Below are 25,855 nucleotides of genomic sequence, written 5' to 3'. Positions count from 1 at the left end.
CGGTTGAGGTAAAAAAACTACTCCATCCACCAATTTTTTTCCTAAGCTAGCCAAGCAACAGCCGGAAAGAAGGGGAAACTTGGACGGGCGGCGGTAATGATAAGAGATAGGGGATCGTTTGCAGACCCTTAGAGGTACTTGGTCGGCAGAAACGGAAAAAGGCAGACAAATACTGAATTCCGAATCAGTATTTGAGGTGCCCCTTGAACGATGAAGTCATCAGGAGTTCATCGTGAATGGGCACCGCGCTGCCTTTTTCTGTCTCTGGCGGCTTAGTACCTCTTAGGGTCGAAACTCGAATCCCCTATCTCTTATCATTACCGCCGCCCGTCCAAGTTTCCCCTTCTTTCCGGCGTATCTTACATAAAATGTGAAAAAAAAGTTTGACTTGTTGTGCTTAATGTGATACTCTTCAATTAACAATGCATCATGCATGATGCATTGTTATAAAAATATACTATATTGAAGGGGGATTTTATTTATGAAAAAATGGACAGCATTACTTCTTGGCCTCACAGCATCAGCAGTACTGATTGCCTGCGGCACGGCCAAAGCACCCGAAAAAACCGATGAACCCGCAAAGAAAGCAGAAACTCCAAAGGACGATACAGAATATATTACAGCTGCAGACGGAAGCCAGGTAGCAAAACCAGAAAAATTTCCGAAAGGGCCGATTACCATATTGGTTGGTTCAACTGCCGGCGGCGGTACGGACATCATGTCCCGCGCTCTGGCGGAGCCGATGTCGGAACTTTTGGGAGTGGCGGTTAATATTGTCAACAGAGAAGGGGCCAGCGGCACCATTGCGGCGGATGAATGTGCAAAGGCGAAACCTGACGGTTATACGATTATTACAGGGATGCCGGCGCCCTGGTATATTAAACCTCATTTATCTGATTTGACCTATGATCCATTTAAAGATTTCCGCAATATCTCAGTCATTTCGCCGGACGAGCCTCTGGTAATTGTGGTACCTGCTGATTCCGAAATTGAAAGTTTTGAGCAGGTAGTTCAGATGATGAAGGACGGAGATAAGGTGGTATGGGGAACATCTAATCCGGGCTCAGTGGGAAACTGCGGGCTGAGCGATTTATTCATAAAGATGGATATCTATGGAAAATTTGAAATGGTTCCTTTTGCTGGAGCGGCGGATGCCCTGACTTCTCTGATCGGAGGACATATCACCATTTCAACTGCCGATTTGGCGGAAGCGGCTCCAAGGGTGTCCAACGGCACGTTGAAAGCTCTTGCGGTATTTGGCAATGAACGGTGTGAAGCGCTTCCCGATGTTCCCTGCCTGAAGGAATTGGGATTTGAGGATACCGACTGGGTGATTGCATTTAAGTGGGTGTCTGTTCCCGCAGAAACCCCGGATGACATCGTGGATTATCTGAAAGCGGTGATCGATACGGCAGTTATGAGCGATTCCTATAAGGAGTTTATAAAAACCCAGAATGGGCTTGACACCTACACGATGAGCGAGGCGGATTTAGATAAAAAACTGAAGGAATGCTATGATGCATATGATAAAGTCCTGACAGCGACCGGACAGCATAAATGATTCCCGCCGTCATAAGGCGGAGAAATAAGGATTTGCGCACGAAAAGAACCGTGGAGGAAGAGATGCGATGAATAAGTATAAAACTAATATTTACACATCTGTGTTTTTTATCATTTTTGGGATCGCAGTTTGGATCGCTGTGCCTTACTGCATCCGCTTTTCGGATACATACAGCATGAGAAATGAATTGCTCACCAGTTACTTCATGCCCCGCGTGCTGGTAGTCATCCTGGTGTTTAACAGCATGATTAATCTGCTGATTAACCTGATACATTATATCAGAGCATCGAAAAACGGGATGAAGATGCCCCAATATGCCGGGATTCATTGGAATAAGGAGAAACGGGCGCTTGTATTCGCCGGCATTATGCTGGTGTATACAGTTATTTTAGAATACGCGGGTTTTATAATTTCTTCCGCTTTGTGCTGCAGCGCATTGCTCGCTTATGTCCGTGATAAAAAGGTGATACATTATGCGGTCGCATTTATATTTATTGTGCTCATGTATTTTATTTTTACCAGAGTATTATACGTAAAACTGCCATAACGCAAGGAGGAAAAATGGACGCATTCTATGTGATGAAAACGATTTTTACCGTAACCAATCTGCTGTTTATGCTCCTTGGCATGGCGGCGGGCACGATTATAGGCGCGCTGCCGGGGCTTACGGCCACCATGGGAGTTGCAATTTTGCTGCCATTGACCTTTGGCATGGATTCTGTTACGGGCATGCTCACCCTGTTAGCCGTATACTGCGGTGGTATTTATGGCGGTTCCATTACGGCCGTGCTGATTAAGGCCCCGGGAACACCGGCGTCGGCGGCCACTGTTTTGGATGGGTATCCGATGGCCAGCAGGGGAGAAGGGGGAAATGCCCTGTATGCAGCGCTGGTAAGCTCTGTGATCGGGGGAATATTCAGCTGTATCATGCTGATATTTTTCGCTCCCAAACTGGCTCAGGCGGCTTTAAAATTCGGTTCTCCCGAATATTTTTCATTGGCTCTGTTTGGTTTGACCGTGATTTCCATAGCGACCAGTAAAAATGCATTTAAAGGTTTGATGATGGCATCTACAGGCCTGCTGATCACTATGATTGGAATTGATCCGATCGAAGGGGTGACCAGGTTCACTTTTGGCGTAACCAGTTTAAGCAGCGGAATCGCGTTGGTACCTGCGATGCTGGGGGCATTTGCACTGACGGAACTGTTTGCCAAGATGAGAGATTCAGACCAGGTTTCCGGTGCTGCGACCAGATATAATAAGGCAGACTTAAAGATCAAAGATGTCCTGAAATATTGGAAGACAATTTTAAAGTCCTCCTGCATCGGAACCTTTATCGGGGCGGTGCCGGGAACAGGAGCGGCCATCTCTTCTTTTCTGGCCTATAATGAGGCTAAGAGGGCCTCGAAAGAGCCGGAGACATTTGGTAAAGGGAATATAGAGGGTGTTATCGCGTCTGAAACCGCCAATAATGCGGTTACAGGAGCTACGCTGATTCCCCTTCTGACTTTGGGAATTCCGGGGGACAGCGTGACCGCCATTCTGATCGGTGCATTGATGATGCAGGGAATTGTGCCGGGGCCGACCCTGTTTACGGAAAATGTTTATTGGGTCTATGCGATTATGGGCGGTCTGCTGATTGTCAATATACTGATGTTTTTCGAAGGAAAGTTTTTCTGCCGCTTTTTTGTTAATGTTACAAAGATACCGGTAAATGTTCTGATCGCTTTGATTATGGTACTCTGCGTTCTGGGATCATTTGCCGTTAACAATACGGTGTTTGATGTGAAGGTCACATTGGTATTCGGCATTTTGTGCTATGTTTTATCGAGACTGGATTTTCCTATGACCCCATTAGTGATCTCCATGGTATTGGGAAGTCTGGCGGAACGAAATCTGCGTCAGTCGCTGGTTATGTCCGGCGGAAGCTTCTCCATATTTTTTACCAGGCCGATCAGCGTGGCATTTTTATTGATTACTTTTATTCTGTTGGCGGTTTCCGTATGGAAAACGCTTGAGGAATCGTCCAAAAAGAGCGTGGAAGAGATATTGACTGAGGCGGCCGAACGGTCGATGGAAGCTGCCGATAAGAATGCAGGAAATACGATAAGTGATAATGAAAGGAAAGAAAAAAAGTGAAAGCAATAATGGTTATGTTTGATTCTCTGAATCGAAGAATGCTGTCCACCTACGGCTGTGATTGGACTCATACGCCTAATTTTACACGTCTGCAGAACCATACGGCAGTATTTGACAATAGTTTTGTAGGAAGCATGCCGTGTATGCCGGCCCGCCGTGAACTGCATACGGGCCGGTACAATTTCTTACACCGCGCATGGGGGCCGCTGGAGCCTTTTGACGATTCCATGCCGCAGATATTGAAAGAACATGGGATCTATACCCATCTGGTTACGGATCATTACCACTATTGGGAGGATGGAGGAGCTACCTATCATTCCCGTTACAGTTCATGGGAAAGCGTCCGCGGCCAGGAGGGCGATCCATGGAAGGGGCTTGTGGGCGGGCCGGAAATCCCTGAAAAGAGGATCGGGCGCAGTATCTTTTATACTCCACATTATTATGTAAATAAAAAATATTTGAGCCAGGGAAAGTCATGTGCCGTTCAGACCTTTGACCTGGGCTTGGAATTTCTGGAAACCAACTGGGAGAAGGATCAGTGGTTTCTGCAGATTGAGGCGTTCGATCCTCATGAGCCTTTCTTTTCTCCGGACGAGTACCAAAAGCTCTATCCGCATGAATACAGCGGGCCTGAGTTCGACTGGCCGGATTATAAACAGGTAACCGAATCGCCGGAGGAAATCGATCATGTGCGAAGGCTGTACGCCGCATCGTTAAGTATGTGCGATGAGCAGCTTGGCAGAGTTCTGGATTTTATGGATGCCAACCATATGTGGGAGGATACCATGCTGATCGTATGCACCGACCATGGATTTTTATTGGGGGAACATGGCTGGTGGGCGAAAAACCGTGCTCCGTATTTCAATGAAGTAGCACATACGCCCCTTTATATATGGGACCCCAGATATGGTGTGAAGGGAGAACGGAGGAAATCGGTGGTACAGATGATTGACTTTGCCCCTACGCTGCTTAACTATTTTGGAACTCCCATACCAAAGGATATGACCGGAAAGGCTTTGGATCAGGTGATAACAGAGGACAGGCCTGTTCGTGAGACCGCATTATATGGCCTGCACGGAGCGCATATCTGCTGTACTGACGGTGAATATGTATATATGAGGGCTCCCGTTTCAAAAGAGAACCAGCCGGTATACTCCTATACACTGATGCCCACATCAAATGCCAGCTTTATGACGGAACGGGAAATAAAGACGGCCGAACTTGTGGGGCCATTGTCATTTACTAAAGGCATGAAAGTTATGAAAATGAACTTTTTTGGAAGGCCAAAAAATATCGGTATCGGGATAGAGTCATACCAGCAGGGAACCATGCTTTATGACCAGATTCATGATATTCACCAGATTAACCGGCTGGAGGATGCGCAGATCGAAAAACGCATGATTAAAAAGCTGGTTAAGGCCATGCAGGAAAATGATGCGCCTGAAGAACAGTACGAACGCCTGGGCCTTCAGGAATACGTAGAGCAGATAAGGAGTGGGGACGATGAGTGAGAGACCTAATATATTATTTTTCTTTGCGGACCAACAGCGTTATGATACGATCGGCTGTTATGGTCAAAAGCTGGATACAACGCCCAATCTGGACCGGCTTGCCAGGGAAGGAGTTAAATTTGAATATGCATTTACCTGCCAGCCCGTATGCGGACCTGCGCGGGCCTGCCTTCAGACCGGCCGTTATGCAGCGGATACCGGTTGCTACACTAACGGACGCGCATTAGATGTCAATATGGACACCATAGCCAAGAAGTTTAAGAAGACCGGTTATGAAACCGCTTATGTGGGAAAATGGCATTTGGCTTCGGATCGTCATGCAGCAGGGAACCATCTGTACGCTACCGAACCGATTCCTCTTGAACGTATGGGAGGATATGAGGATTATCTGGCAGTGTCCGATGTGCTGGAAGCGACCAGTCATGGATATGACGGATATGTATATGATAAAGAAGGAAAAAAGATGGAGTTTATCGGTTACCGCGCGGACTGCATTACCGATTATGCGATTAATTATCTTCGCTGTAAGACATCGGAAGATCCTTTTTTGCTCTTTGTTTCCTATATCGAGCCTCACCAGCAGAATGACCATGGCTGCTATGAGGGGCCAATTGGCTCAAAGGAGCGTTTTAAGGATTATGAGGTGCCTCAGGATCTGCTGTGCGGAGAGTTTGAGGGGGATTGGAAGCAGAATTATCCTGATTATCTAGGACAGTGCAGCAGTCTGGACTACAATCTGGGCCGGATAATCGATACCTTAAAAGAAAAAGGTATTTATGAGGATACGGTCATTATCTATACCAGTGACCATGGCAGCCATTTTAAAACCAGAGAAGGGGAGTATAAGAGGCAGTGCTTTGAAAGCTGTCTGCGGATTCCGTTAATTATACGCGGAGATGAATTTACCGGCGGAAAGACCTATACCGATCTGGTCAGCCTGATTAACCTGCCGCCTACGTTAATGGAACTGGCCGGTTTGCAGGTTCCTGATTATATGCCGGAAAAGTCGCTTCTGCATCTTCTTCATGATGATGAACCGTGGCAGGAAGAAGTATTTTACCAGATTTCTGAAACGGACTGTGCGCGGGGAATCCGTACCAAACGGTTTAAGTATTGTGTATGGGCACCCCATAAACAGCCGGTTCTGCGCATGAACGATACGTTCTCAGGCCAGCAGTACCATTATGAGATGATTCCGATGTGCAAAGCGGACAGTGAAAGCTATATTGAACAGTATCTGTTTGATTTGGTAGAAGATCCTGTAGAAGCTAACAATTTGGTCAAAGATCCGGCGTACTCTGACATCAGAAGCAGGCTGAGGGACCGTCTGGTGTCGCGGATGATACAGGCCGGAGAAAAAGCGCCTGTGATCTATTCTGCCGATACGCAGTTAGACAGCGAATATTGAAATTGATGCCACTGTTTATGGCCGGCAGGAGTTCGAACGGTTCCTGTTTAAAGGCAGCTGTAATGGGACTCCCCGAGGTTCCGGCTTTTTTTCTTGCAGATGTTGAAAAGAAAAAGAGTTATGATATAATGGGAAGAAATGGAAAAAACAGCGATTTATCGAAATTAATCATTAAGGCATGCATGCTTAATATAGAGATAGTGGGAGAATAATTCATGATAGGTGATAAAATATATGCGGATGCAATGAAAAAAAGCGCTTCTGATTATGTGACGGAGGTTCTTAGAAAATCTATCATTACACGTGAACTTGTTCAGGGAGAACGCTTGGTCGAGATCGATATTGCGAAAAAACTGAATGTAAGTATCACTCCGGTCCGGCATGCGTTTATGCAGCTTTCTAAAGAAGGCCTGATTGATATTTATCCCTATAAAGGCAGTTATGTTACCAAGATCACTCCAAAGCTGGTTTCTGATATGTCTGCATGCAGGATTATGCTGGAACCGGAAGCTGCTTTATATGCATACGATCATTTTATGGAAAGCGATCCTGATTATCTGATGAATATCATTGAAGAAGCCAGAAAAAGCTATCAGAAGACAGATGATCTATATGAACTGCTTCAGAATGATGTGAGACTGCACCGAAGTATCATAGAATTTTCTGATAATAAGGTGATGATGGACATGTGGGAGGCGATTAATTTCCGCGTGCTTCTTCTTCAGTCCTATGCAAAAGAGGGAAAGGAATTCAGAATCTCTTATTTTGTTAACAATCATCTGGAGATTGCGGAAGCTCTGGCACTGAAAAAGGGAAAAGAAGCATTTTCCAAGGCGGTTAAGGATCATATGATTCATTCCAGGGAAACTGATTTTACTGTTTTGTTTAAATCTATTGAGTAACAAAAGAATATCGGAACAGATAAAAAAGATTTCCTTTTCCTGATACTTGTGATACAATATGGATATTATATGTGTATCAGAGCACAAGATTGATTAAAAGAGGTGATCGTATGAGCAAGTTGAAAAAAGCCGCTTTACTAATGATAGCAGTTGTGATGAACATGATGATGTGTTTCTCCTCATTTGCAGCTCAGGAAGCAGCGCCGGCGGATGACGGAAGTTTCATTCTGATCTTCATGGGAATGGTACTGTTGATTGTGATCGTTGCGGTTGTTGTGTCCGTATCGGTGGTATCTTCCATCATTTCAGTGGCAGCAGTTCAGGATATGGAAGACTAATTAATAAGAGAATGACAGGGCTATTGCAAATCTTTATTTAGTTAACTAAGGTACGCTGGAAAGAAGGGGAAACCTGGGCGGGCGGCGGACATAGAGAAAGACAGGGGATTCGGGTTACGACCCTAAGTAATACTAGGCCGCCAAGAACGGAAAAAGGCAGCGCGGCGCCATTCACGATGAACTCTTTATGACTTCATCGTTCAGTGGCGCCTCAAATACTGATTCGGAATTCAGTATTTGTCTGCCTTTTTCCGCTCTTGCCGGCCAAGTATCACTAAGGGTCTGCACACGATCCCCTGTCTTTCTCTATGTCCGCCGCCCGCCCAGGTTTCCCCTTCTTTCCGGCTGTTGCTTGGCTAGCTGTGGAAAAAAGATTTGCTGGATGGGAGAGTAAGTTTTTACATCAAGGGTGAAGGCTTTTTCGGAAATGCTTTCACGATTTAATGTAAAGGGTGAGGTCATTTTGCGAAATGCCTTGACGTTTAAAGTAAAACCCGAAGGCGTTTTTGAAAATCCTATGGCGATCTATGTAAATGTGGTTCTAGGTAAATACTAATACACACCAATTGTTTTTAACTAGGCCAGCGAAAACCAGCATGGAATCAGGAGGCGGAGCAGGAAGAAAATGGTCTGAAAAGGCATCCGGCCGCCGAAGGAAGATACAGCCGATTGGGATCGTATGGAACCCCTTTAGAACTACTTAGGCCCGTAAGGGCAGAACGAGGCAGGTAAAAACTGATTTCCGTCTCAGTTTTTAAAGCGCCACTGAGCAGCGAAGTCATCAAGAGTTCACTGCGAATGGCGCTGGCCTGCCTCGTTCTGTCCTTACGGGTCTTAGTAGTTCTTAGGGGCGAATCCCGAATCCCAATCGGCTGTATCTTCCTTCGGCGGCCGGATGCCTTTTCAGACCATTTTCTTCCTGCTCCGCCTCCTGATTCCATGCGTCCCCTTCGCCAGCCAACTCAGTTAAATAACAAGTTTGTGTGCCAGCCTCAGAAAAAAGAGTTCATAAACACCCGTATCCAAACATAACTTAGAAGTAGCTAATAGCTTGGCGTTTGGAGGGGTGGCCGTGAATGATAAATATATGGAAGCATTAGAACAATACGGATTGGATGTAGTGGCTGTAAGGCGTGGCCGTGGTTCGTGGCTGTGTGATACCAGCCAGGGCCTGAAGCTGTTGAGGGAATATAAAGGAACCGTAAAACGGCTGGAATTTGAAGAATCCGTGATGAAACATCTGATAGAAGGCGGCAATGCCTGTGTGGATCAGTATCTGAGAAATGCAGAGGGAAATTTGATTTCCATCGCAGGAGATGGAACCAAATATATTTTGAAACAGTGGTATGAGGACAGAGAATGTAACTTAAAGGACAGCGAGGAAATCATGTGGGCGGTGGCTCAGATCGCAGCCATGCATAAAGTGTTAAAAGAGGTTGAATTTAAAGAAGAGTGGACCATGGGGTCCATCACCAGCAGGCCTTTGGCAGAGGAAATGGACCGCCACAACAGGGAACTGAAACGGGCCCGCACTTACATACGGAATAAGAGAAAGAAAACTGAATTTGAATTATGTGTGATGGGCAATTTCAACGCTTTTTACGCGCAGGCGGAAGAGGCGCTGCAGGGACTTTCCCAACTGCAGGCGGAATATGAACATGACCGGCTTTTTTTATGTCATGGAGATTTAAATCAGCATCACATTCTGATCGGAGAGCAGTACATAGCCATCACTGAATTTAACCGGATGCATTTGGGAATTCAGATGGAAGACCTGTATCATTTTATGAGAAAAGTGATGGAAAAGCACGATTGGGATGTGCCTTTGGGTCTGAATATGCTGAACGCATATGAGGAAGTTCTTCCTTTGGATGCCTTAGATCATAAATGTCTTTATTACCTGTTTTTATATCCTGAAAAGTACTGGAAACAGATTAATTTCTACTACAATGCCAATAAAGCGTGGATTCCTGCCAGAAATATCGAAAAGCTCAAAAATCTGGAGCAGCAGCAGGAGAGCAGAGAGCGCTTTCTGTCGAAAATAAAATAGGCTGTTTTACTTCCTTTTTCTGATAATTTGGGTTATAATTACAGCAAAAGAACGCAACAGGAGGGAGTAGTAACGTTTATGAAAGATTACATGGAGATTTATAAAGAATGGTTATCAAATCCGTACTTTGACGATGCGGTAAAAGCCGAGCTGAAAGCTATTGAAGGCAATGAGAATGAGATAAAAGAACGTTTTTATATGGATCTGGAATTTGGAACTGCAGGACTTCGCGGAATTATCGGAGCAGGCATCAACCGCATGAATATCTATGTGGTCAGAAGGGCAACCCAGGGGCTTGCCAATTATATTATCAAACAGGGTGGAGCAGGAAAAGGCGTTGCGATTGCGTATGACTCCCGCAGAATGTCTCCTGAATTCGCAGATGAAGCGGCCAGAACCCTGGCGGCCAATGGAATTAAAGCGTACAAATTCGAATCATTAAGACCGACACCCGAATTATCCTTTGCAGTCCGCGAGCTGGGCTGTATCGCCGGAATCAACGTGACGGCAAGCCATAATCCGCCGGAATACAACGGTTATAAGGTGTATTGGGAGGACGGCGCCCAGTTTACCCCGCCTCATGATAAAGGGGTAACAGAAGAGGTTCTGGCCATCGAAGATCTTTCTACGGTTAAGACCATGAGTGCAGAAGACGCTATGGCGGCCGGTCTTTATGAAGTGATCGGCGCAGAGATTGATGATAAATACATCGCTCACGTAAAAGCCCAGGTAGCCAATCAGGATGCCATCGATAAGATGCAGGACAGCATCAAGATCGTTTATACCCCTCTTCATGGAACCGGCAACATTCCTGTGAGAAGAGCGTTAAAAGAGATCGGTTTTGAACATGTTTATGTGGTTCCGCAGCAGGAGCTTCCGGACGGCGAATTCCCGACCGTCAGCTATCCGAATCCGGAGGCGGCAGAAGCTTTTGCGCTGGGACTTGAACTGGCAAAAGAGAAGGACGCAGACCTTGTTCTGGCTACAGACCCGGATGCGGACCGTCTCGGAGTCTATGTAAAGGATTCCAAGTCAGGCCAGTATATTCCTCTGACCGGCAACATGTCAGGTTCCCTTTTATGTGAGTATGTGCTCAGCCAGAAGAAGGAAAAGGGCCTGATTCCGGAAGACGGACAGGTTATCAAATCCATCGTTACCACCAACCTGGTGGATGCAGTTGCAGCCGCTTATAACGTGGAACTGGTGGAAGTTTTAACAGGATTTAAGTATATCGGACAGCAGATTTTAAAGGCAGAAGAGACCGGAAAGGGCAAGTACCTGTTCGGACTGGAAGAGAGCTACGGCTGCCTGATCGGCACCTATGCCCGTGATAAAGATGCGGTATCCGCAAGCGTTGCACTTTGCGAAGCGGCAGCATACTATAAGACAAAGAATATGACCTTATGGGATGCTATGGTGGCTATGTATGAGAAATACGGCTACTACAAAGATGCAGTTAAATCCATCGGCCTCAGCGGCATTGAAGGACTTGCCAAGATCCAGTCCATCATGGAAACCTTCCGCAACGATCCGCCTGCACAGGTAGGAGATTACAAGGTTCTCTCAGCAAGAGATTACAAGCTGGATACCATTAAGGATATGGTGACCGGGGAAGTGAAGCCAACCGGGCTTCCGTCCTCCAATGTGCTTTATTATGATATGAATGACGCTGCATGGCTGTGCGTAAGACCATCCGGCACAGAGCCTAAGATCAAGTTCTATTATGGAATCAAAGGCACGTCCTTAGAGGATGCGGATGCGAAGTCAGAGGCTCTTGGGGCAGCGGTGATGGAGATCGTCAATAAATTATTATAAGAGATAATTGTAGGCCAAAAGACATATAAAGGATATATTTAATAAAAAAATCCGTCATCTGTGAAGAGATTCACAGGTGCCGGATCTTTTTTACTATTTCTGCAGCAGTTCCCGGTAATATGCACTGGGGGTCATGCCCACCATTTTTTTGAACTGCTGTGAAAAATATTGTGGATTGTTTCCATAACCGACTAATTCTGCGATATCCTGAATTTTATCGGTCTCATTGCATGCTAAATATTCCTGCGCTTTTTTAATTCTTATTTCAGAAAGGTAATTCGAGAATTTCTTTCCAGTCTCTTTGAAAAATTTCCTGCTCACATAATCCACATTCATGTAAAGTTCATGTTCTGCAATATATTTTAAAGTTAAGTTCTGATTCTGAATATTGGCTTCTACAAAATTGATAATCTGTTTCGTGATAGAGCTCAACTTATTTTTGGCATCATTGCCGCTCAAAAGCTGCCTCAGTTTATCCGATATCATAATCTTCAGCCGTTCCAGGCTGCTTTCCTGATTTAACTGTGTAAGCAATTCTGTCAAGTCGGTGCCCGATAGGAAAATACCATCTGTAGAAATTTTTAAAAATAGGCTGATTGCCATTTGCCTGCAGAAATTCAGATTGCCGATTCCATCAAACAGACCTATTAAATGCTCAATCTCTTCGGGATTTCTCCGTTCTATGAATCTTTGGTAAAATCTTTCCGATTCTTCTATAAAAATGTTGTAATTGCAGGAAGCAAATATATGAAAGTTATTTATATAATAAATCATGCTGAAGCGCTTTATCTTTTCCAGGACGATAAGCAGCAGATCTTTCAGTGCAGGATAGCTTTTTATCTCAATCTCTAATTCTATATGCTGTTTTTGCAGAGGCGTTCTGATAAGATATTGAATTAGTTCCTGATAATCGTTGGAATAATCTTTGAAAAACAGCAGCATGGTATTATTGACGTAAATGCCGTGAATCGTGCTGTGAGGAGACTTTTTAATAAAATAATTCTTTACATTTTGTAAAAATTCATTCAGCGAGCCAATTTCCAGAAAGTAAATGTATAAGAGTGTATATGGGGTGTAGTAGAAATCCATATATGCTTCATAAGCGCCCATAATCACCTCAGGATTCAAGCCATTCTGGGAGATCGTATCATTAATAATGCTGGAAATGACGCTGTGATGCATATTATTTGTAATAAAAAACTGGCTGTTCCCCATCTTCATAGATAACTTTTTTTGATAGCAGTCATATGCGGTTTTCTGAATACAATCTACAATTTGCCGTTCATTGCACGGTTTGAGAAGATAATGCTTTACGCCATACTGCATGGCCGTTTTAGCGTATTCAAATTCGCCATAGCCGGAGAGAATGATGAACTGGATATTCAGCTCCATCTCTGAGATGTTTTTTATGAGCTGCAGACCATCCATGCAGGGCATTCTGATATCCGTTAATACGATGTCAGGTGATTCATCCAAAATCGTATTATAAGCCTCCAGACCGTTTTTGCAGAGCTTAATCAGTTCAATATCATATTTTTTCCAGTCAATGATGGTAGAAATCGCTTCGCGGATCACCTTTTCATCATCCACAATAATCAGTTTTAACATGTTGTATCTACCTCCGTTTTATAGGCAATTGCAATGGAAGCCGTAGCAAAACCATCTTCATTGGAAAAAGTAAGTCCATATTCTTCGCCGAACAGCAGTTTAATTCTGCGGTCGATGTTGAGGATGCCGATTCCGAATCCGTTAGCCTTGATTTCCTTATTTTTAAGCCGTTCCAAAAGATTCTCCTCCATCACAGAACCGTCATTTTGAACCTTAACTATCAACTGGTTCCCGGATTTGGTGATATGGATCAGAATATGGCACATGTCCATCATATCTTCCATACCGTAATGAATAGCATTTTCTACAAGCGGCTGAATCGTCAGAGGAGGTATAACCGCATGATCAATGTCGGGATCAGTAAAAAGCTGATAGTCCAGTTCCTCTTCAAAACGCAGTTTCTGGATAGTCATATAGCAGTTGACCAGCTCCAATTCATAAGACAGAGTGACTAAAGAGTTTTTATTGCTCAATGTAGCGCGAAGAAGGGTGCCCAAGGATTCCGCCATCTCCGATATCTTTTCATTGCCTGAAGTTTTTGCCCGCCAGTTTATAGATTCCAGTGTATTATAGAGAAAGTGAGGGTTGATCTGGGCTTCTAAAGCTTTTAGCTGCGCATCCTGTTTGAGGATTTCGTTCACATAGTTTTTATTTACAAGAGTCTGAATACGTTTCATCATCAGATGGAATTGCTGATGAAGGGTTCCGATTTCGTCAAGGCGCTCCTGATAATCATTGGAAGAATCAGGAATACTCAATTCATTTTTGCTGAATTCCTCCATTTTAAAGATAAGGGAATTAAAATGTCCTACGATGGAGCGGATAAACATATTGCTCAGAATAACAAGTACAATAGAACCTAAAAATATAATGAATACAATCAACCCAAAGGACAGTTTCAGAGAATCCGTTATGGTGTCAAATGGTATAAGATTAACATAAGTCCAGTCATAGTCGGGAATTTTACCATGAACCGCAAAGTAATCGTGTCCGTTAAACAAAACAGGTCCGTAATTTTCTTTACAAAGGACTGAAACAGAGGGAATCTCATTCACGTCCAGTTCCTTTGAAGAATAGATAATAGAGCCGGAAGAATCCGCTATGAGATAGTAAGAATCCCCATATTGTGTTACGGCGTTGTTGGCAGAGTTTACGAGAGTGTCGATATCCACGTTGATGATTAGATCACCAATGGAATCAAGAGAAAAATTTTTAATCCGGCGTATATTCCGGACCAGATAGAGACCTTCGCGATTGCCTGATTCCCATACCCATTGTGCCGGTCCGCCTTTTTCGCTGGAAATCCGAAAGATATCGTCCAGATAGGCACTGTCCGCTCTTTTTAAACGGGCCCAGTTTGTACAGCTTATAGAATACTTATTTTTAACTGCAATATAGGAAACCCCATGATTGCGGAAACGGTCAAAATAGGAGAACAGAGCGCTGTTAAGGTCCTGATCCGCATTAAAATGTGTTACCACATTGTCTGTATCTTTTATTAAAGATAAAGTATCCTGTATATTGATATCAGATATAATCAGAGAAGACAGTGTCTCTATATTTTTTAATCCGGAGGAAATCGTGCTGGATGAAAAAGAAAGATTTCCGGCGGTTGTTTTATAGAGAAGATGATTATATGTTCTGGTAAAAATGGTGAAGCATGTAATAAAAATAATTAAAAAAACCGAAAAATTAACTGACATGATAAATAGAAATTTATATTTTAAAGCCAGATTGTCTATGTGCTTTTTAATGCTGCTTATCTTGGTTTTCAAGGACTTCATAAGATTTCTCCTGATCTAAGCGTGGCTGAAGTATCATAATATTAAGGCTTCGTGTACAGAAATCTGTTATGATGAAATTATATATCAGAAATCGGTTTTCTACAAGAAAGTGTCTTAAAAGAGCGGTTTTCTGAACGAAAAAGTAAGTTTTATATACGAAATGTTACAAAATAACCAGAGATGGGAAGTAAAAAGCCGGAAAGAGCGTAAAAAAAGGTAAGTTTTCAGACATAGACAGGTCGGTTTTCACTATCACGGTTAAACGGAGAAAAAAGGTATAATTAGGACATAATCAAAAACGTGCAAAAGCATGCTGACGGACGAGGGCTGTATAGGTGCCTGACGGCAGAGCTGAATTTGACCGGCAGTCCGTTCCGGCGGCTCTGAAATGCTTAGAGATGGAGGGGAAAATGAAAAAACGATTATTTTTATTGGCTGCCTTGTGTGCCTGTATCACAGGATGTGCCGCACCGAAAGAAAGCAGCCAGACCCAGTCGGCGGTTCCCGAAAAAGCGTCTACGGTAGTGCAGGAGGCGGCATCTGCCGATAAGCTGGGAATATCCTGGTGGGGGACTCAGGCGGTTCACGAGTTTACGCTGGAAGTCTGTGAGAAGTATACGGAAAAGAGCGGTACCGAACTGGAAGCAGTTTATGCTTCATGGGGGGATTACTGGCAGAAAATGAATACTCTTTCGGCCGCCGGTGATCTGCCTGACATCATGCGTCAGGATTATGCAGTCATCACCCAATATGCGGACAAGGGGCTATTAGAGCCGTTAGACAGTTATATTGAATCAGGAAAGCTGGATATGTCCAATGTAGATCCGGTAAAACTGGAGGGCGGCAGAATCAATGGTAAGCTCTATGGAATAAATGTAGGGTCCAATGCTTTATGTATAGTCTATGATGAAGAAATGATTAAGGAGGCAGGGATGGAAGTGCCCGGGCCGGAGATGTCGTGGGAGGATTTTGAAAAGTTCTGCATCGAATTCCATGAAAAAACAGGAAAATATGGCTCTACCATATCTGATATCGTCTCAAATATCAACATTTTTGAAGTTATTGCCAGAAGCAGCGGAGGTACTCTGTATAATGAAGAAGGTTTGGGAATGGGATACGATGACGCGGTTTTGGCCGGATATTTCGACAGTGTGAAACGCATGCATGACGCCGGCGCGCTTCCATCCATTGATACCAAGGCTCAGCAGACCAGCGTGGAAGATTCGCCGTTTTCTAAAGGAGAGGCGGCAACAGAAATTGTCTGGACCGATATGTATGAATCTTTAGTAGCGGTAAAGGGAAAAGAATTGGGGCTTACAATTATCCCGGGTACCGGAGCGGATAAGGGTATGTATGTAAAACCGTCACAGTTTTTGTCTGTTACGTCATCTTCTGACAAAAAGGAGGAAGCGGTTGATTTTATTAACGCCTGGGTGAATGACAGCGATATCAACAAAATTATTGCTGGGCGCAGAGGCGTTCCTATCTCAACAGTAATGGCAGAGGAGGTGGCCGGAACTCTAAAGGGCCCCGGACAGCGGGTGTTCGAATATATGGATCTGGTTTCTGACTATGCTTCTCCCATTGACCCGCCAAATCCGGCAGGCGCATCTGAAGTTAATGCAGAATATACCAAACAGTTTGAGATGGTTCTTTTTGGCGAGTCTGATTCAGAAACGGCATCGTCTAAGTTCAGGGCCAATGCGGAAGATGCATTAAAAGCAGCTAATAAATAGAAAAAAACTGCCTGCCTGATTATTAACGGCAGGCAGTTTTCAGAAAGAAGGGACTTATATGACTGAAAAAAAACGACGCAGCCGTAGAGAAAATTTGCTGGGATATCTGATTATTTCTCCTTGGCTGGCCGGACTGCTGGTATTTACATTCATACCTATGGTCTATTCTCTGTATTTGTCATTTACCAATTTCGACGGTATCAGCACCCCCAAATGGATTGGGCTTGATAACTACATGAGGATGTTTCAGGATGAGCGGTTTTTTATATCCTTAAAAGTGACATTTACTTATGTGGCCCTTCTGGTTCCTCTGCGTCTGGCGTTTGCGCTTTTGATTGCCATGCTGCTGAATTCCAATCACAGAGGGCTGGGCATTTACCGATCGGTGTTTTATCTGCCGTCTTTATTAGGCGGGAGCGTGGCGATTGCGATCATGTGGGGGCAGCTGTTCGGTGCGGACGGAGCGATTAATTCTGTCATCCGGCTGCTGGGAGGAGAAGTAGGAATTTCGTGGATTGGGAATACCAAGACTGCTCTTGGAGTTTTAGTAGTTCTGGGTATCTGGCAGTTTGGCGCTTCCATGCTGATCTTTATTGCCGGATTGAAACAGATACCGGTTACTTATTACGAAGCAGCTACTTTGGATGGAGCTTCAGGATTGCAGAAATTTAAGAGTATCACGCTCCCAATGCTGTCGCCAGTTATCTTCTTTAATGTAATTATGCAGATCATCAATGCGTTTAAGGCCTTTAACGAAAGCTACATCATAACAAAGGGCGGACCGTTGGATAAAACACTTTTTTACGCGCTGTATATCTATAAACAGTCTTTCGAATATTTCAATATGGGATATGGAAGCGCGTTGGCCTGGGTATTGCTTCTGATTATTGCAGTTTTTGCAGTCTTTATTTTTAAGTCATCGAACAGCTGGGTCTATTATGAAACAAAGGGGGATTAATATGATAAAAAAACGGAAAGGCGCTGTCTGCTTCCATATCTTTGCTGTAATCCTGGCATTTATAATGTTATACCCTCTTTTATGGATGTTATCCAGTTCTTTGAAGCCTACGGAGCAGATCTTTGTAGATGCGGCTAATCTGATTCCCAAAGAGATCCGGTTTGAAAATTATATAAACGGCTGGAAGGGAATGGGCGGAATTAGTTTTGGAACATTTTTTAAAAATTCTTTTATCGTGGCTGTGTTCGCAACAATCGGTTCTGTTATTTCTTCCTCAATTGTGGCCTATGGATTTTCGCGTATTAAATTTAAATATAAGAATTTTTGGTTTGCCGTGATGATGGGTACTATGATGCTGCCGGAGCAGGTTCTCATCGTTCCTCAATACATATTGTTTAAGAAAATTAACTGGACGAATACATTTTTACCGTTGATTGTTCCATTTTTCTGCGCTATGCCGTTTTTTGTATTCCTGAATATGCAGTTTTTAAGAGGTCTTCCATCAGAACTGGATGAAGCGGCCGAGATTGACGGCTGCGGCAGAATCCGTATTTATACAGCTATTTTACTCCCATTGACAAAATCAGCGTTAGTTACGTCCGTCATATTTTCTTTTTATTGGAGATGGCAGGACTTTCTGGCTCCCCTCATTTTTTTAAGTGCTCCTCAAAAATATACGTTCTCTGTGGCAATTAAGATGTTTACGGACCCGACGGTTCAAAGCGACTGGGGAGCGATGTTTGCCATGGCGGTTTTATCCCTGATTCCCGTTTGCCTGCTTTTCTTCTTTTTCCAGAAATATCTGGTAGAAGGAGTGGCAACTTCCGGGCTTAAAGGATGAGTGTTTTGAAATAAATTATAAAAGAAAGAGGTATTCGTTATGTCTAAAGTTATAGCGTTTATTGGCGCGGGAAGTTTTGGATTCACTTACAAATTGGTTTCAGATATTTTGCTGAAACCGGCATTAACAGGCTGTGAATTCCGTTTCATGGATGTAAACCGGGAGAGGCTCGATAATCTGAAGCTGCTGTTGGATTATCACCTGGACCGGGTACATTATGAGAAATCGCCTGTCTATACACAGAATATGGAAGAGGCCCTTACCGGCGCAGACTTCATCATCCATCTCACCAAAATTGGTTTTTTAGAAGCGTCGGAAAAAGATATGGATATTCCGAAAAAGTATGGCTTATATCAGACTGTGGGCGATACATGCGGAGTGGGAGGAGTGTCAAGAGGGCTGCGTACCATGGTATTTTTAGAAAAGATGCTGGGAATGATTGAGAAGGTTTCGGCGCCGGGAGCTGTCGTACTTAACTATACGAATCCGCAGCAGATAAATGTGATGGCAGCTTCAAAGATCAGTAAAGTGCCTTTTATCGGATTATGCCATAGTGTTCAGGGAACAACCCGGCAAATGGCAAAAGCCATCGGCGTGTCTTATGAGGATATTACCTATGAGGCCGCAGGGATCAATCATCTGAGCTTTATTTTAAAATTTGAAAAGGACGGCAAAGATTTATACCCGGCGCTGAAGAGCAAAGCGCCGGAGCTTTATCAGAACGATATTTCCACAGATGACCAGATATTCGCATCTTTAGGAAGGGCGCGGATCGATTTAATGAACCGTTTTGGGTATATGGTTACTGAATCCAGCCAGCATTTAGGAGAGTATGTGCCATACTATATGAGAACACCGAAACTCAGAGAAGAACTGGATATCCATACGGATATATATAAGAAAAATATCGCTGCAAAAACTATGGATTTTGCCAAAAAAGTGGAGCAGGCCAAAAACAGGACACTGCCGTTTCCGGAAAACAGCGTGGAGTATGGAGCGGAGATTATCAATGCGATGATTACGGGAGTTCCATGTAAGATATATGCGAACTGCATAAATAATGGTTTGATCTCAAACCTGCCGGATGATGCCTGCGTGGAGGTGGCGTGTATGGTGGACAAAAACGGAGTACAGCCATGCAGATACGGAGAGCTGCCCATGCAGCTGGCCATGCTTTGCAGTATGGAGATCAATGTGCACCGATTGGCAGTGGAAGCATTTATAAAGAGGGATTGGAAGTATGTGTACTGGGCATTTATGGCTGATCCGTTGGTTAACAGCATTCTGACTCCGGATGAGATAAAGAGCCTGACCGTTGAGATTCTCAATGCGCAGAAAGATTATCTTCCGGAAGCACTATGGGAATGTAAGGACTGCTGATGAGAGATTACGGTTAAAATAAAGGTTTTGAATGAAAAAATCCCTTCAATCATGGGCAACCGGCAATTATCTGGGCCGACTGTTATGATTGAAGGGATTTTTTTATTGTACCCGTGAATGTTATCAGGCGGATTTCTTCTGCTCAATCGTTTCCCTAAGCTCCTTTAATGCCTCGGCAAACCGCTTGGAAGAAGCAGAAGGGTTACCCCGCAAAAGTCCTTTTTTATAAAATGTCATATGCTGTTTCATCTTCCGCCTGTTTTCAGTCAAAAGCTCCAGACGGGCATTTAAAGCAGTTTCTGTCTCGGTCTTCAGTCCGGCAACGCGCATTGCGGTATCCTGTTTCAAATCCGCAAGCTTCTGAGCTGCGTCTTCTCTTAAAACCTTTAATTCATTGACCTTAGAAGCCGTATCTTCCCTGAAATCATTGACGCGCTGGGAGGTTTCGGCTTTTAAAAGCGCCATCTGAACCTGTATGTCCTCCAATTCGGCTTTCATCTTTGTCATGGCCTCCAAAGCGCGGCCAAGGTCGAGAGCTTCCCGTACGGACTGGATGGAGTCGGCCACGAAAGAAGCGCTGATGATGCCAAGAAGCGTCAGTTCCAGCACCGGATTTAGATGAAGCACCAGGTCTTCCACCGGTTTATGGACAATTTCAGTCATAAATATAGTTAAAAATCCCCAGGCGATAGAAGAACTGAGGCAGATATAGCCATGGATGTTAAAGCGCTGGTTGCTGTAATCCCAGTATTTCATCTTAAATAACCGTTCCATAACATAGCCTGTAACATATTCCAGGATCGTCGCAGCGATTACGCCTGAGATATAGACGAGAAACAGGTTGTTTTTTACAGGAAGGGATACCCACAGCATCATCACGGCTCCGGTGCCGTAAAGCGGAAGCAGCGGAAGGCGGAGAAAGCCGCGGTTGACGAAACGGCCCTGCTTTAAGGATACATAGGTGGATTCAAAGATCCAGCCGAAAAAACAATAAATATAGAAAAATGTAAGCCAGTGATACCAAGCGTATGTGTACATAGATGAATCTCCTTTACTCAAAGCCATTGATTATTATAATAGTTGTTTTTTATAAAAAATGCAACTGTACGTAAGATTATCCGCCTCAGTGGTTACCGGAGTTTGCGGATAAGGATAAACGCTGAACAAAACCTACGTTCCGGCACGATTTTCCCCTTGCCATTCCGAAGGTTATCCGATAAAATAGGAAAGACACTGTAAGGAGGGGAATACCCTTTGGATACGAAGGAGTTTTAAAGATGAGTATATTAAATGTAGAGCATCTGAGCCATGGATTTGGCGACAGAGCCATTTTCCAGGATGTCTCTTTCCGCTTATTAAAGGGAGAACATATTGGGCTGATCGGAGCCAATGGAGAAGGAAAATCCACATTCATGAATATTATTACCGACAAGCTGATGCCGGACGAAGGAAAGGTGGAGTGGGCGAAAAATGTCCGCGTCGGATATCTGGACCAGCATGCGGTGCTGGCTCAGGGAATGACCATTCGGGATGTTTTAAAGAGCGCCTTTGCATTTCTTTTCGACATGGAAGCCCACATGAATGACATCTGTGACCGGATGGGAGAAGCATCCGAAGAGGAAATGAATCAGATGATGGAAGAACTGGGCACGATTCAGGATCTTTTAATGGCCCATGATTTCTATATTATAGATGCCAAGGTGGAAGAAGTAGGGCGCGCTTTGGGGCTGGATGAGATCGGTCTGGACAAAGACGTTACGGAATTGAGCGGAGGCCAGAGAACAAAAGTTTTACTGGGTAAGCTGCTGCTTGAAAAGCCGGATATCCTCTTATTGGACGAGCCGACCAACTATCTGGATGTGCAGCACATCGAATGGCTGAAACGGTATCTTTTGGATTATGAAAATGCATTCATTCTCATTTCCCATGATATCCCGTTTTTAAACAGCGTGGTCAACCTGATCTACCACATGGAAAATCAGCGTTTGGACCGCTATGTAGGAGATTATGATAAATTCCAGGAAGTATATGCGGTTAAAAAGTCCCAGTTAGAGGCCGCATACAAGCGCCAGCAGCAGGAAATCGCTGAGCTGGAGGATTTTGTTGCCCGCAATAAAGCCCGTGTTGCCACCAGAAATATGGCCATGTCGCGGCAGAAAAAGCTGGATAAGATGGAAGTGATCGAACTGGCCCGGGAGAAACCAAAGCCTGAATTTAACTTTATGGAAGCGCGCGCAGCAGGAAAGTACCTGTTTGAAACCCACGATCTTGTGATCGGTTATGACAAACCTCTGTCAAAACCTTTAAATCTTGTGATGGAGCGGGGAGAAAAGATCGTGCTCCGCGGCGCCAATGGAATTGGAAAGACGACGCTTTTGAAAAGCATTTTGGGATTAATCCAGCCAATCAGCGGTGAGGTAGAGCTTGGAGACTACCTGTATATCGGATATTTCGAGCAGGAGATGGCTGCCGGGAACAAGACCACATGTATTGAGGAGATCTGGAAAGAATTTCCTTCCTATACTCAGTACCAGGTCCGCGCAGCTCTGGCAAAATGCGGTCTGACCACAAAACATATCGAAAGCCAGGTCCGCGTGCTGAGCGGCGGGGAGCAGGCAAAAGTGCGTTTGTGCAAGCTGATAAACAGGGAGACCAATATCCTTTTACTGGACGAGCCCACCAACCATCTGGACGTGGAGGCCAAAGAAGAACTGAGACGGGCGCTGAAGGCCTATAAGGGAAGCATCTTGCTGATCTGCCATGAACCTGAATTTTACGAAGGATTGGCCACAAAGGTGTGGGATTGCAGTGAATGGTCTCTTTTAGTATAGATACGCACGGAATCGGGAGGCGAACCAGGAAGGCGAAGCGTTCAAGGGGCATTCGGGCCGGAGGAGGAAGAACAAGCCAAATGGAATTCGGGATTCACCCCTAAGAGATACTAAGGCCCATAAGGGCAGAACGAGACAGGCCAGCGCCATTCGCAGTGAACTCTTTATGACTTCACGGCTCAGTGGCGCTTTAGAAGCTGATTCGGAATTCAGCTTCTACCTGCCTCGTTCTGCTCTTATGGGCCTAAGTATCTCTTAGGGGTTCCATACGATCCCAGATGTCTTTATCTTCTGCCGTCGGCCCTGCGGCCCGTTCCGGCTTTCTCTTTCGTGCTGGTTTTCGCTGGCCTGATTAAAAAAATATTTGGTACAAGTAAAAAACCAAACGCCTGCGGGGTTGGCAGGCGTTTGGTTTCACTTTAGGAATGGTAGGTATAATATGTAAATAAGAAAATGTTATAGGGGCAGGATGCTTTTGCATCCCGTATGAGTATGAAAAAGTTTTATTAACTAGTTCTCTTATATTATGCCAGCTATTTGTGAGTAAAGTATGGCTATTCCATAAAAAAATAATAAAAACAATAACGAAAGAATTAAAAAAGTATATCTGCTATTGATTAATTTTACGCCACTGTTCCGGTGTGACATGATAGTATTTTTTGAAATAGCGAATAAAGCTTTGTACTGTGTTATAACCTACCAGTGCAGCCACATCTTTAATGCGCAGGGAGGGATCGTCAAGAAGCTTTTTGGCATTTTCCATGCGGACGGTGGTTAACGTTTCTAATAATGTTTCATTTCTCTCAGCTTTAAAAAGGTTGCTCAGATAGTTGGGGGAGAGATGGACATATTCTGCTATATCTACGATTGAAATATCTGAACTGTAATTTTCCCCAATGAATTCGAGCACCTGCCCGATTATGTCGCTGTACTGGCGCTGGCTTTTCAGCTGCAGCAGGTCCAGGCTGTGTTCCAAAAAGGACAGCAGGTTATGTTTAAGAGAAAAGAGATCATCCGTTTCCCTGATCCGCCGGTACAGCTGGTAATTATTGTATTCCGGGTTATCATAGACGCCGCCTAAGGATACCACATGTTTATATACGGAGCTCTCTATTTCAAAAACCAGGTAAATTAAATAGAGATAATTGCTTTCCGGCACGGAAGTATATGGTTCAAGCAGATCGAGGGCGGCAGACAGCACTCCATCCCGGTCCTGTTCCGCTATTTTGGTCAGCAGAGTATCTAAATCGGGTTTTGGATAAATGTTCTCCCCATTGTTTTCTTCCGGGTTGAGATTGATGATTTCCGCCTGATTTAAGGCGGTAAACGGCTGTTCATGCAGCTTTTTTAAGGCCTCATTATAATAAGTCGGAATGGACTCGATCTCATCAAAACAAGTGCTGATGCCGATAATTGCCGTATATTTTTTGTCCGTGAACTCCTGTTTTAAGCAGCCGGCGATTTTAAGAACCGATTCGGCGCTCAGGGACGTGTTCAGCAAAACGGTGAGATTATGAGGGTCCGTTATGGTGATATTGTAAAAGGAGTCGGAAACCAGGCGGGACAGCGTGTCGGAAAAAGATTTCCGTATCTCCCTTGGAATTGGCTGCTTAAATTTAAGAAGCAGCAGGTAAAAAAACGGGTGCTCCAATGTCAGCTTCAGCGTAGAGCTGAGCTGGAGGAAATCTTCCTTATTAAATTCCGAAGCAATCAAAAATTCGTGAAGCGAATAGGTCTCCGCATAGGACCGGGTGATCGTATACTGCTGTTCCAGCTCCCGTTTCTGTTCATACAGATTGGACATGGCATTTGACAGCAGATAGTATTCATTGGGCTGATTGGTCTGAGGCAGCAAATGCATGGGAATCTCAAACTTCTGAAGCAGCTGTTTTAGCGGCCGGTACAGCAGGTAGGAGACAAATAAGATTGCCAGTATGGAGATCAGAATGATGACCACAAATGGCAGCGCCAGACTTCCGGTGGTCTGGATAATGCTGTCCGTGAAATAAGTGTAATTCTGTACGGACAGGGTATACAGGCCGAAATCCGGCAGAAACTGGTAACATAAAAAATATTTCTCTTTGTGAATGGTCAGCGCAGACCATCCTGGGGAATCGGATTTCTCCTGTTGGGCCAGCAGGTTGGAAAAATCGTCCAGAATTTCAGCCTTTGGCACATGATCCGTCTGAAATTCATAAAGAGGTGAAAGACCGGAATCCAGAATAAAAAACGATCCGGTTGGCTGGCCGGTATTGTTAAGGGTGGCAAATGCTTCCGGATGCACGTTGACGATTATTGTGACCGGAGTCCCCGCGCTGTGGTTATACACCTGTTTTACATAGCTGAGCAGCGTGACCGGTTTCGCCTGCGTTACGGCTGTGCTCCGATCCACCGTGCGAAGTGGCTTTAGTCCGGTGGAGGAATAGAGATCGTCTTCCAGCACTTCGGTGTCCGTAAAGTCTTTTTTATAAATCATCGCATCGGACAGGATGTAAGGATGGATGGTATCATAAAGGTAGATGGATTCGATAAAACGATTGGAGTAGTACATCCGCTCAATGCTGAGCAGGACCGATTTTATGGCTGCATAATCCGGTTCTTCCGGATCAGACGACAGGACAGTCATCACGTCATTATCAAACAGAAGCTGGTTGGTTAAATTATCCGCTGTGATCAGATTGGAATCCAGGCCGTTGGTATAATTGGAGAGCAGCTGGATTTCTTTGTTCTGAGTGTAGTCCAGCAGATTTTCCGTACCGATCCGCAGCACAAAATAGAGAAGGGAGCAGATGGGAAATAGCAGAAGCAGAGACAGCAGAATAACATTTCTCCATAATACAGACCTGTTTTGATGACGCCGCGAAATCCTCATACGATTTGACCCCTCCCCTGATCTAAATCTTAATTGTGATTTAAATCTTTAATAAGATATCTTGTGACTGTTCCATATCCTTAAAATCACGATATTTCTATAAAAAAGTATAATATGAAAA

At 44.3% G+C, this 25,855-nt stretch carries 18 protein-coding genes; 14 read left to right on the top strand and 4 right to left on the bottom strand.

The window, feature by feature from the left end:
• Positions 1-481 precede the first annotated feature (481 nt).
• The 9 genes from C0033_RS20815 to C0033_RS20775 all read left to right on the top strand — a co-directional run bounded on the left by C0033_RS20815 (position 482) and on the right by C0033_RS20775 (position 11,724).
• Positions 482-1,561 (top strand): tripartite tricarboxylate transporter substrate binding protein, encoded by a 1,080-nt coding sequence (locus C0033_RS20815; protein WP_103229834.1) that lies wholly within the window; start codon positions 482-484, stop codon positions 1,559-1,561.
• Between the two features lie 67 nt (positions 1,562-1,628).
• On the top strand, positions 1,629-2,108 hold the full coding sequence (locus tag C0033_RS20810) for a tripartite tricarboxylate transporter TctB family protein (RefSeq protein ID WP_103229833.1): 480 nt from the start codon (positions 1,629-1,631) through the stop codon (positions 2,106-2,108).
• A gap of 14 nt (positions 2,109-2,122) precedes the next feature.
• Entirely contained in the window at positions 2,123-3,700 is a 1,578-nt protein-coding gene (locus C0033_RS20805) for a tripartite tricarboxylate transporter permease (RefSeq protein ID WP_103229832.1), read from the top strand.
• A complete protein-coding gene (locus C0033_RS20800) occupies positions 3,697-5,211 on the top strand; it encodes a sulfatase (protein ID WP_103229831.1) in 1,515 nt (504 codons plus the stop codon). The genes C0033_RS20805 and C0033_RS20800 overlap by 4 nt, the downstream gene beginning before the upstream one ends.
• Positions 5,204-6,619 carry a sulfatase-like hydrolase/transferase gene (locus tag C0033_RS20795; protein ID WP_103229830.1) on the top strand — a complete coding sequence of 472 codons (1,416 nt, stop codon included), beginning with the start codon at positions 5,204-5,206 and terminating at the stop codon, positions 6,617-6,619. The genes C0033_RS20800 and C0033_RS20795 overlap by 8 nt, the downstream gene beginning before the upstream one ends.
• A 215-nt stretch (positions 6,620-6,834) precedes the next feature.
• Positions 6,835-7,521 (top strand): GntR family transcriptional regulator, encoded by a 687-nt coding sequence (locus C0033_RS20790; RefSeq protein WP_103229829.1) that lies wholly within the window; start codon positions 6,835-6,837, stop codon positions 7,519-7,521.
• 110 nt (positions 7,522-7,631) lie between these two features.
• On the top strand, positions 7,632-7,859 hold the full coding sequence (locus tag C0033_RS20785) for a hypothetical protein (protein ID WP_103229828.1): 228 nt from the start codon (positions 7,632-7,634) through the stop codon (positions 7,857-7,859).
• A gap of 1,072 nt (positions 7,860-8,931) precedes the next feature.
• Positions 8,932-9,909 (top strand): spore coat protein CotS, encoded by a 978-nt coding sequence (locus C0033_RS20780; protein ID WP_103229827.1) that lies wholly within the window; start codon positions 8,932-8,934, stop codon positions 9,907-9,909.
• Between the two features lie 78 nt (positions 9,910-9,987).
• A complete protein-coding gene (locus tag C0033_RS20775) occupies positions 9,988-11,724 on the top strand; it encodes a phospho-sugar mutase (RefSeq protein WP_103229826.1) in 1,737 nt (578 codons plus the stop codon).
• 93 nt (positions 11,725-11,817) lie between these two features.
• On the opposite strand, the gene C0033_RS20770 is transcribed toward C0033_RS20775, so the two are convergent.
• On the bottom strand, positions 11,818-13,332 hold the full coding sequence (locus C0033_RS20770; RefSeq protein WP_103229825.1) for a response regulator: 1,515 nt from the start codon (positions 13,330-13,332) through the stop codon (positions 11,818-11,820).
• Positions 13,326-15,116 (bottom strand): sensor histidine kinase, encoded by a 1,791-nt coding sequence (locus C0033_RS20765; protein ID WP_103229824.1) that lies wholly within the window; start codon positions 15,114-15,116, stop codon positions 13,326-13,328. Before C0033_RS20765 ends, C0033_RS20770 begins: the two co-directional genes overlap by 7 nt.
• Before the next feature lie 410 nt (positions 15,117-15,526).
• Here C0033_RS20765 and C0033_RS20760 point away from each other — a divergent pair, with 410 nt between their 5' ends.
• Genes C0033_RS20760 through C0033_RS20745 form a run of 4 tightly spaced genes read left to right on the top strand, consistent with a single transcriptional unit; the run spans position 15,527 to position 20,031 of the window.
• Entirely contained in the window at positions 15,527-16,852 is a 1,326-nt protein-coding gene (locus C0033_RS20760; RefSeq protein WP_180994837.1) for an extracellular solute-binding protein, read from the top strand.
• A 58-nt stretch (positions 16,853-16,910) separates the two neighbouring features.
• Positions 16,911-17,810 carry a sugar ABC transporter permease gene (locus C0033_RS20755; RefSeq protein WP_103229822.1) on the top strand — a complete coding sequence of 300 codons (900 nt, stop codon included), beginning with the start codon at positions 16,911-16,913 and terminating at the stop codon, positions 17,808-17,810.
• 1 nt (position 17,811) lies between these two features.
• Complete coding sequence (locus C0033_RS20750) at positions 17,812-18,651, top strand: carbohydrate ABC transporter permease (protein WP_103229821.1); 840 nt, start codon at positions 17,812-17,814, stop codon at positions 18,649-18,651.
• 39 nt (positions 18,652-18,690) lie between these two features.
• Positions 18,691-20,031: an alpha-glucosidase/alpha-galactosidase gene (locus C0033_RS20745; RefSeq protein WP_103229820.1), complete on the top strand. Its 1,341-nt coding sequence runs from the start codon at positions 18,691-18,693 to the stop codon at positions 20,029-20,031.
• 123 nt (positions 20,032-20,154) lie between these two features.
• On the opposite strand, the gene C0033_RS20740 is transcribed toward C0033_RS20745, so the two are convergent.
• Positions 20,155-21,069, bottom strand: coding sequence for a putative ABC transporter permease (locus tag C0033_RS20740; RefSeq protein WP_103229819.1), 915 nt, complete (start codon positions 21,067-21,069; stop codon positions 20,155-20,157).
• A gap of 239 nt (positions 21,070-21,308) precedes the next feature.
• Here C0033_RS20740 and C0033_RS20735 point away from each other — a divergent pair, with 239 nt between their 5' ends.
• Positions 21,309-22,862 carry an ABC-F family ATP-binding cassette domain-containing protein gene (locus C0033_RS20735; RefSeq protein ID WP_103229818.1) on the top strand — a complete coding sequence of 518 codons (1,554 nt, stop codon included), beginning with the start codon at positions 21,309-21,311 and terminating at the stop codon, positions 22,860-22,862.
• 610 nt (positions 22,863-23,472) lie between these two features.
• On the opposite strand, the gene C0033_RS20730 is transcribed toward C0033_RS20735, so the two are convergent.
• Positions 23,473-25,734, bottom strand: a complete 2,262-nt coding sequence (locus tag C0033_RS20730) for a helix-turn-helix domain-containing protein (protein ID WP_103229817.1) — start codon at positions 25,732-25,734, stop codon at positions 23,473-23,475.
• Positions 25,735-25,855: the final 121 nt, after the last annotated feature.

Origin of the sequence: Clostridium sp. chh4-2 (assembly GCF_002899675.1) — a bacterium.
GTDB lineage: Bacteria > Bacillota > Clostridia > Lachnospirales > Lachnospiraceae > CHH4-2.
This window is presented reverse-complemented; position numbering and strand designations above follow the sequence as displayed.